Origin of the sequence: Actinospica sp., assembly GCF_035552695.1 — a bacterium.
In the GTDB taxonomy this organism is placed as follows: Bacteria; Actinomycetota; Actinomycetes; order Streptomycetales; family Catenulisporaceae; genus Actinospica.
This window is the reverse complement of record NZ_DASZKT010000276.1, coordinates 124,907-131,958: the sequence shown is the minus strand read 5'-3', so window position 1 is coordinate 131,958 and position 7,052 is coordinate 124,907. Positions and strand designations below refer to the sequence as shown.

At 69.2% G+C, this 7,052-nt stretch carries 6 protein-coding genes and 1 pseudogene; 4 read left to right on the top strand and 3 right to left on the bottom strand.

Annotated elements, in window-relative coordinates:
* Nucleotides 1-447 (top strand): annotated as a pseudogene (locus VG296_RS32005) (LLM class flavin-dependent oxidoreductase); the annotation flags it as partial.
* A gap of 23 nt (nucleotides 448-470) precedes the next feature.
* Complete coding sequence (locus VG296_RS32000; protein WP_325572257.1) at nucleotides 471-1,607, top strand: LLM class flavin-dependent oxidoreductase; 1,137 nt, start codon at nucleotides 471-473, stop codon at nucleotides 1,605-1,607.
* On the opposite strand, the gene VG296_RS31995 is transcribed toward VG296_RS32000, so the two are convergent.
* Nucleotides 1,604-2,131: a GNAT family N-acetyltransferase gene (locus tag VG296_RS31995; RefSeq protein WP_325572256.1), complete on the bottom strand. Its 528-nt coding sequence runs from the start codon at nucleotides 2,129-2,131 to the stop codon at nucleotides 1,604-1,606. The two genes, VG296_RS32000 and VG296_RS31995, sit on opposite strands and share 4 nt — an antisense overlap.
* 230 nt (nucleotides 2,132-2,361) lie before the next feature.
* On the opposite strand from VG296_RS31995, the gene VG296_RS31990 reads away from it, so the two are divergent.
* Nucleotides 2,362-4,011, top strand: a complete 1,650-nt coding sequence (locus tag VG296_RS31990) for an APC family permease (protein WP_325572255.1) — start codon at nucleotides 2,362-2,364, stop codon at nucleotides 4,009-4,011.
* A gap of 61 nt (nucleotides 4,012-4,072) precedes the next feature.
* On the opposite strand, the gene VG296_RS31985 is transcribed toward VG296_RS31990, so the two are convergent.
* The gene (locus tag VG296_RS31985) at nucleotides 4,073-4,987 is read right to left on the bottom strand and encodes a hypothetical protein (protein ID WP_325572254.1); all 915 of its coding nucleotides are present in this window, start codon (nucleotides 4,985-4,987) and stop codon (nucleotides 4,073-4,075) included.
* Nucleotides 4,988-5,178: 191 nt separating this feature from the next.
* Here VG296_RS31985 and VG296_RS31980 point away from each other — a divergent pair, with 191 nt between their 5' ends.
* The gene (locus VG296_RS31980; RefSeq protein ID WP_325572253.1) at nucleotides 5,179-5,637 is read left to right on the top strand and encodes a universal stress protein; all 459 of its coding nucleotides are present in this window, start codon (nucleotides 5,179-5,181) and stop codon (nucleotides 5,635-5,637) included.
* Nucleotides 5,638-5,665: 28 nt separating this feature from the next.
* Here the strand turns inward: VG296_RS31980 and VG296_RS31975 are convergent, their stop codons facing one another.
* Entirely contained in the window at nucleotides 5,666-6,961 is a 1,296-nt protein-coding gene (locus VG296_RS31975) for a hypothetical protein (RefSeq protein ID WP_349259782.1), read from the bottom strand.
* Between the last annotated feature and the right edge of the window lie 91 nt (nucleotides 6,962-7,052).

Genomic DNA, 7,052 nt, shown 5'->3' with positions numbered 1-7,052 from the left:
CACGATCCGGCGCTCGCGACCGTCGGTGCCGGCACTGCGGGGTACTACTCCACGCGCAATTCCCAGGACGCGATAGACGCCTACCGGCCGGTGTTCGAGGGTTATCTCGGCTTCCAGAAACGCCTCGGCCTCGAACCGGTCTTCGCGACGCTGGCCGACTTCATCGAGCGCAGTTCCGCGCTGATCGGCAGCCCGGCCCAGATCATCGAGAAGGTGCACCGCTACTACGAGCAGTTCGGGCACAGCGTGATGCACCTGCACGCCGACGCCGGCGGGCTGACCGACGCCCAGCACCGCGACAGCCTCGAGCTCTTCCAGTCCGACATCGCCCCCACCCTGCGCCGCGAGATTCCCGATCCGCCCTGGCCCTGGGGGCCGGCCCCGTTCGCCCCCGACGACACCATCGCCCGAGCCCCGTCGACCGCCGAGCCGCTCGCTACCGGCTGACCAGCTGATAAGGACGAATCTTCGTGACGAACACACCGCTCGCCGTGCTCGACCTGGTGCCGATCTCTTCCGGATCGAACGCCGGTCAAGCCATTCGTAACAGCGTCGACCTGGCCCAGCAGGCCGAGCGCCTCGGCTACACCCGCTTCTGGTTCGCCGAGCACCACCTCAACCCGGGCGTCGCGGGCACGTCCCCGGCCGTCGTCATCGCGCTCGTCGCCGGTTCCACCGAGCGCATCCGGCTCGGCGCGGGCGCCGTGCAGCTCGGGCATCGCACGGCACTCTCGACGGTCGAGGAGTTCGGCCTGCTCGACGCGCTCTATCCGGGCCGCATCGATCTCGGCCTCGGACGTTCCGGCGGACGAGGGAAGCCCGGACCCGGCGGCACGTCCCCCGAACCGCCCAACCGCGATGCGTATACGACCTCGAACGGCCTACTGATCCCGCCCGCGTTCGACTACAAGGCGGTGTTGGGCTCACCGCGCTTCGGCCTTCAGCGGGCGCTGCTCCAGCTGCCCAACGCCGAACCGCAGGACTACGCCGAGCAGATCGGCGACATCCTCGCCCTGATCCGCGGCACATACGCCTCGCCCGAGGGCGTCGAGGCACACGTCGTGCCGGGCGAGGGAGCGGAACTCGAGCTGTGGATCCTCGGCAGCAGCGGCGGCGAGAGCGCCAACGTCGCCGGCGCCAACGGTCTGCGGTTCGCCGCCAACTACCACGTCAGCCCGGCCACCGTGCTCGAAGCGGTCGCCGGGTACCGCGCGGCGTTCCGGCCCTCCGAGCACGCCGAGGGACTGACGCAGCCGTATGTAAGCGTGTCGGCGGACGTGGTCGTCGCCGAAGACGAGGCCAAGGCGCGGGAGTTGGCGTCGGGCTACGGCCCGTGGGTGCGCAGCATCCGGGCCGCCGAGGGCGCGATCCAGTACCAGACGCCCGAGGAGGCCGCGGCCTACGTGTGGCCCGAGGGCGGACGCGAACTGGTCGAGGATCGCCTGCAGACCCAGTTCGTCGGCACCGCCAAGAGCGTGGCGGATCAGCTCGAGACCCTGCGGGACGCGACCGGCGCCGACGAGCTGATCGTCACCACGATCACCCACGACCACGCCGACCGCGTCCGCTCCTTCGAACTGCTGGCGGAGGAATGGGAAAAGCGTTAGGACAGTGCCTTGACGAATGGGTGAACGGCGTATCCGCGCGTCGCCGCGCCGAGGTCGGACAGTTCCGTGTATCCGGCCGCGAGGTAGAGGCCGACGGCTTCCGGCTGGCTCGGCCCGGTCGTCAGGAACACCTGCTCGTAGCCGAGATCCGCCGCCCGCCGCTCCAATTCATCGAGTACCCGCCGACCGAGCCCGCGGCGGCGGTGCTCGGCGTGCGTCCAGATCCGCTTGAACTCCGCCGTGGGCCGGCCGGAGAGGGCGGTGTCGATGATGCCCTTCGCGGCGAGTTCGAAGTCGAAGGCGCGCAGCGCGCCGCCCGCCACCGTCTGCCCGCCCTCGACGAGCAGCACGAGCGCGCCGCCGCGCTCCTCGGTGAACAGGTCGGTGGGATTCCGATCGAACTCGGCCGCCGCCCCCGGACCGTAGCGCTCGGTGTATTCGGCGAGCAGCCCCGCCAACAAGGGGGCGACACCGGGATCCTCCGGGCGGGCCATCGTCGCCGTCGTCGAATCCGTATCGACCATCGCGTTTCTCCGAGTTCTCATAAAACCGGCACGGGCTATCGAGGCTCAACTCCAGATGCTCTGCGGATATTCCCGATCCTCCTGGTATCACGCCTGCACGTGGACCTGATGCGCGTCACCGCCGCCAGCTGTCGCTGACCGCTCCTCCGCATTTCTTCGCGCCTTTCTCGCGCATCACGGCGCCATTTCGCGCTGCCCTTTTCGACTTGCAGAATCCCTGGAGTTTCGCCATGTCAACGACCGTCCAGACGGATCAGACCACTGAATCCGCATCGCAACCCCTCGCCGCGCAGGAAAAGCGGCTCCGGCACGAACTCGGCTTCTGGAGCCTGACCGCCACGTCCTTCGGCGGCATCATCGGCTCCGGCTGGCTGTTCGGCGCGTTCTACGGCGCGCAGATCGCCGGTCCCGCCGCGCTGATCTCCTGGCTGATAGCCGGCGTGGCCGTCTCGCTCGTCGCCCTCGTGCTGATCGAGCTCGGCGCGTCCCGGCCCGAGGCGGGCGGCAGCGTGCGCTGGCCGCTGTATGCCAACGGCCGCCTCGTCGGCACACTCGTCGGCTGGTCCGCGCTGCTCGCCCTGGCGAGCAGTACAGAGGTGCTCGCGATCCTGCAGTACGCCGCGCACTACTTCCCGTGGCTGTTCCACGGGAGCACGCTGTCCGTCGGCGGCATATTCGTCGCGGCCGCCTTGCTGGCCGTGCTCACGGTCATCAACTGGTACGGCATCAGGCTCTTCGCGCGCATCAACACGGCGATCACCGCGGTCAAGTTCATCGTCCCGGCGATCACGATCATCGCGCTGCTCGCCTCCGGCTTCCACCCGAGCCACCTGACCGACCACGGCGGATTCGCACCCAATGGCTGGAGCTCCGTGCTCAGCGCCGTCGCGACCGGCGGGCTGATCTACTCCGTCAACGGCTTCCAACCGCCGGTCGACCTGTCCGGCGAGGCCCGCAACCCGCGCCGCGACGTGCCGCGCTCGATCCTCGTCGCGATCGGCGCCTCGGTGCTGCTCTATCTGCTGCTGCAGTTCGCGTTCATCGTCGCGATCCCGGACAGCGCACTCGGGCACGGCTGGCACGGCATCGACTTCACCTCGCCGTTCGGCCAGCTGGCGCTGCTGCTGAACCTCGGCTGGCTGGCCAGCATCCTCTACGCCGACGCGGTGCTCTCCCCGGCCGGCACCCAGTTCGTCGGCACCGCCGAGAACGGCCGCACCACGTACGCGCTCGCCAAGAACCGTCTCGTGCCCAAGTTCTTCCTCGAGGTCGACGGCGGCTCCGGCGTGCCGCGCCGTGCGCTGCTGCTGAACTTCGTGCTCGGACTTCTGGTGCTGATCCCGCTGCACAGCTGGATCTCGGTGGTATCAGTGATCGGCGACGTGTTCCTGCTGAACTACGCGATCGCGTCCGTCGCCGCCGGAACCTTCCGCGCGGCCGCACCGACCGGACTGGCCGGCTGGATTCCCGGCATCAAGTGGATCGCACCCGCGAGCTTCCTGGTGTCCACGGAGATCATCTACTGGTCCGGCTGGAGCCAGATCAAGTGGGCGCTCCCGCTCACACTCATCGGGCTCATCGTGTTCGCCGTGCTGCGCACGAAGGACCGCCCGCTGGCACAGGAGCTGCGCACCGGCGCCTGGCTGCCGATCTACCTCGTCGGCATCATCGTGTTCTCATACTTCGGCAGCCCGGACTTCGGCGGCGACGACAGTATAGGAACCCCCTGGGATTCCATCATCGTGGCCGTATTCGGGCTGGCGCTCTACGCGTGGGCCGTACGTGAGGGCACCCGGCACATCGAGCGCACCGCGAGCCTCGACATCGACGACTCTCCGGTGGTCTCCGAGGCCTTGTCCCTGATCGCCCAGGGACGCTGAAAGCCGGCGGCGGCTCCCCCGGGGAGGGGCCGCCGCCGGCTTTCCGGAGATGCGCGGCGTACTACGAGCTCTGCTTGAACTGGTAGACCGTCGTGACGACCTCGCACACGCTGGGCTGGATCATCTCGAGGCGCAGGATGCCGGTGCCCGGGTCGTAGTCCACGCCCTCGTCCTCGAAGGTGCCCGAGCAGACGCTCTCCTGCGGGATCGAGCCGAGGTCCACGACGTGGCCGGTGACGTCCGAGCCGCTCAGCGGGGCCGACAGGTCCACCTCGAGCAGCGGCTTGTCGTTCGAGAACAGCGTCTCGGTGCTGTCGTCCGAGGCGCAGAGCAGCTTCGTCGCGGTGACGAAGTCGCAGCCCTGGACGTCGTCGACCTGGTGGTCCAGCTGGATGTAGCCGGCCAGCTTCAGCGAGCCGCCGACCTGCGAGGTCGTCGGGTTCAGCAGCGGCGTCGGGTAGATCTGCAGGTGCGACACGGTGCCCCACTCGCCGGAGACCGTCCACTGCTTGTCCGGCGAGATCGCGTCGAAGGAGTTGTTGTACAGCTCGCCGGACACCAGCGTGTGCACGTACTGGTACGTGGCGCCGGAGGGCGTGGTGACCAGGAACATCTTCTCGTTCGAGCTGGAGTTCGTGTTCTGGTACGCGTCGATGATGTAGCCGGCGGCCGAGTCCGGGTCCCCGACGTGCGTCCAGCCCGCGGCGGCCAGGCCCACCGGGATCGAGCTCGTGCCGCGGTAGAGGATGTAGGGGGTGCCGCCGGGCGGATCGACGGTGGTCACGCCCTCGCCGGCCCCGAGGGTGCTCTCGAGCGACGCGTCGGTCTCGGTCCAGCCGGAGACGCCGGCGGCGGCCAGCGGGGCGGTGGCGGCCGCGTGGGCGGTCGTGGCCCTGGCCGCCTGGGCGGCGCCGAGGGGCACCGCGGCCAGGCCGACCACGGCGCACACCGCGAGCGGCACGGTGAATCTGCGCATTGCGAAGCCTCACAGAACTAGGGCAGAACGGGACGGAGGTGGGTGAGACCGGGCGAACCCGGCTTACGTCCGCTTCTGACGATAGCGTGACTCCGCGGCCGAGTTCGAGCCGTGATGGAGAAACAGTGAGTGAAGCTCGTGTAAGTAGTTCTGGCATGTCCCCGGCCCGCCGACGTACGCTGGCCTTCGACATGACTCTGCATCAACTCGGCAGCACGGAGTTCGGCACCGTCGCCCCCAACTCCGTGCTGGTCGCCGTGGACCTGTCCCGCACCTCGCTCCGCGCGGCCGACTACGCGGCGGGACTGGCCTGCCGAAGCGGCGTCGCCGTCATCGGGGTCTACGTTCGGCACCACCACTCCCTAGTGTCGAGCGCCCCGGGCGTCGCCGTGTACGCGCAGGGCGCTGAAACCGAACTCGCGCAGCAGGCGGGCGACTACCTGGCCGAGAGCGCCGACCGGCTGGGCACCGAGCACTCCTTCGCGGTCCTCGACGGCTCCCCGGTGGCCGCGATCCGCCACCTGGCCCGCGAACTGCAGGCGTCGGCGCTCGTCGTCGGCGCCGCCGAGCAGTGGCCGCGCCGGCGCTTCGGCTCACTCGCCGTCCGGCTGGCCCGTACCGCGCCCTGCCCGGTCATCATCGTGCCCTGAGAGCCCGTCAGTCGTCCTTGTCCGCCCGTCACAACGCCCGCGCGTGCGCGACCGCGGGGGAAGGCGCCGGATCGCCCGCGGACTTGGTGTAGTCGGCCCACGAGTTCGGCGCCTGGCCGGGGTTGAGGGTGCGCAGGCGGGAGATGACCTGCGGATCCTGGGCGTCGAGCCAATGAGCCATTTGGCGGAACGACACGAGCCGTACGTCAGGGTATTCAGCAATCTGGCGGAGCGCCTGCTCGACGCTCGTCATATAAATGCCGCCGTTCCAGGACTCGAAATGGTTGCCGATGAAGTACGGCGCGCGGTTCGTCGTGTACGCGCGCTCGAATCCGGCCATGTACGCGTTCATGGACTGTCGCTGCCAGTACGGGCGCATCGACGCGGCGCCGTACGGGTTCGCATCTGACTGGTTGGCCATCATGTTGTAGTCCATCGAGAGCACGGTGAAGCCGGTGCCCGGGAACGGGATGGACTGCAGCGGGAAATCCCACACGCCCTGGCGCTTGGTCGGCCAGATCTGCAGGCCGCCGGGGGAGCTCGCGTCGTACACCCAGCCGAGGTCACGTGCCGTGGGCAGCAGTTGGTCCTGACCGAGCAGGCAGGGCGTGCGGCCGCCGGCGAGTTCCCTCGAATAGTCGAACGGCAGCGGATCCAGGTCACTGAATCCGGTGTTCGTGCGCCAGGAGTGCACGAACCCGACGGCCTGGTCGATCTCGCTGCGCCACTGCTGCGGGCTCCACGTGCCGACTCCCTCGGCGTCGCAGAAGTGTCCGTTGAAGTGCGTGCCGATCTCGTGGCCCTCCAGCCACGCGGCACCCACCTGCTGGATCGTCGCGCGCACGGAGTCGTCCGAGAGATAGCCGATCGCCGAGGCGCCCAGCGGCTTGCCGGGAGGCGCGTAGAGCATCCGCTGGCCGCGCGGCAGCGTGTAGATGCCGCTCAGGAAGAACGTCATCGTGGCCTTGGTCTCCTGCGCGACCTGCCGGAAGTGCGAGAACAGCCGGCTGTCGTCCTCGCCGGCGCCGTCCCAGGAGAACACCACGAACTGCGGCGGCCGCTCGCCCGCCGCGAGCCGCTCGGGCGTCGGCTGATTCGGCTGCGGCCCCGTGTCCGAGGTCGACCCGTCGCCGATGAGCCGGGCCGCCGGTTTGACCGCGGCCTTTCGCGGCTGCACCCGTGCGGGGGAATAGTGAGTGGACGAGGAACTCTGCGGCGGGCCCCCGGGACGGTTCGTCAGCCGCTCCGCCTCGACCCCGGCGACGGCCGCGCCGACCACCGCCGCACCGCCGACCAGCACGTTCCTGCGCGTTACGATTCCCACGGTCACCCCAGTCACATTGTTGTACCAGTGGACGTTCAGCTACTTACCCGTCCCGTCCAGCTCAGGCACGGTAAATCCCTCGTTTGACGTA

Bases quoted from the DNA above. Each gene is read 5' to 3' on its own strand.
- VG296_RS31980 (WP_325572253.1), top strand. From the start codon at position 5,179: ATGACTCTGCATCAACTCGGCAGCACGGAGTTCGGCACCGTCGCCCCC.
- VG296_RS31995 (WP_325572256.1), bottom strand. From the start codon at position 2,131: ATGGTCGATACGGATTCGACGACGGCGACGATGGCCCGCCCGGAGGAT.
- VG296_RS31985 (WP_325572254.1), bottom strand. From the start codon at position 4,987: ATGCGCAGATTCACCGTGCCGCTCGCGGTGTGCGCCGTGGTCGGCCTG.
- VG296_RS31990 (WP_325572255.1), top strand. From the start codon at position 2,362: ATGTCAACGACCGTCCAGACGGATCAGACCACTGAATCCGCATCGCAA.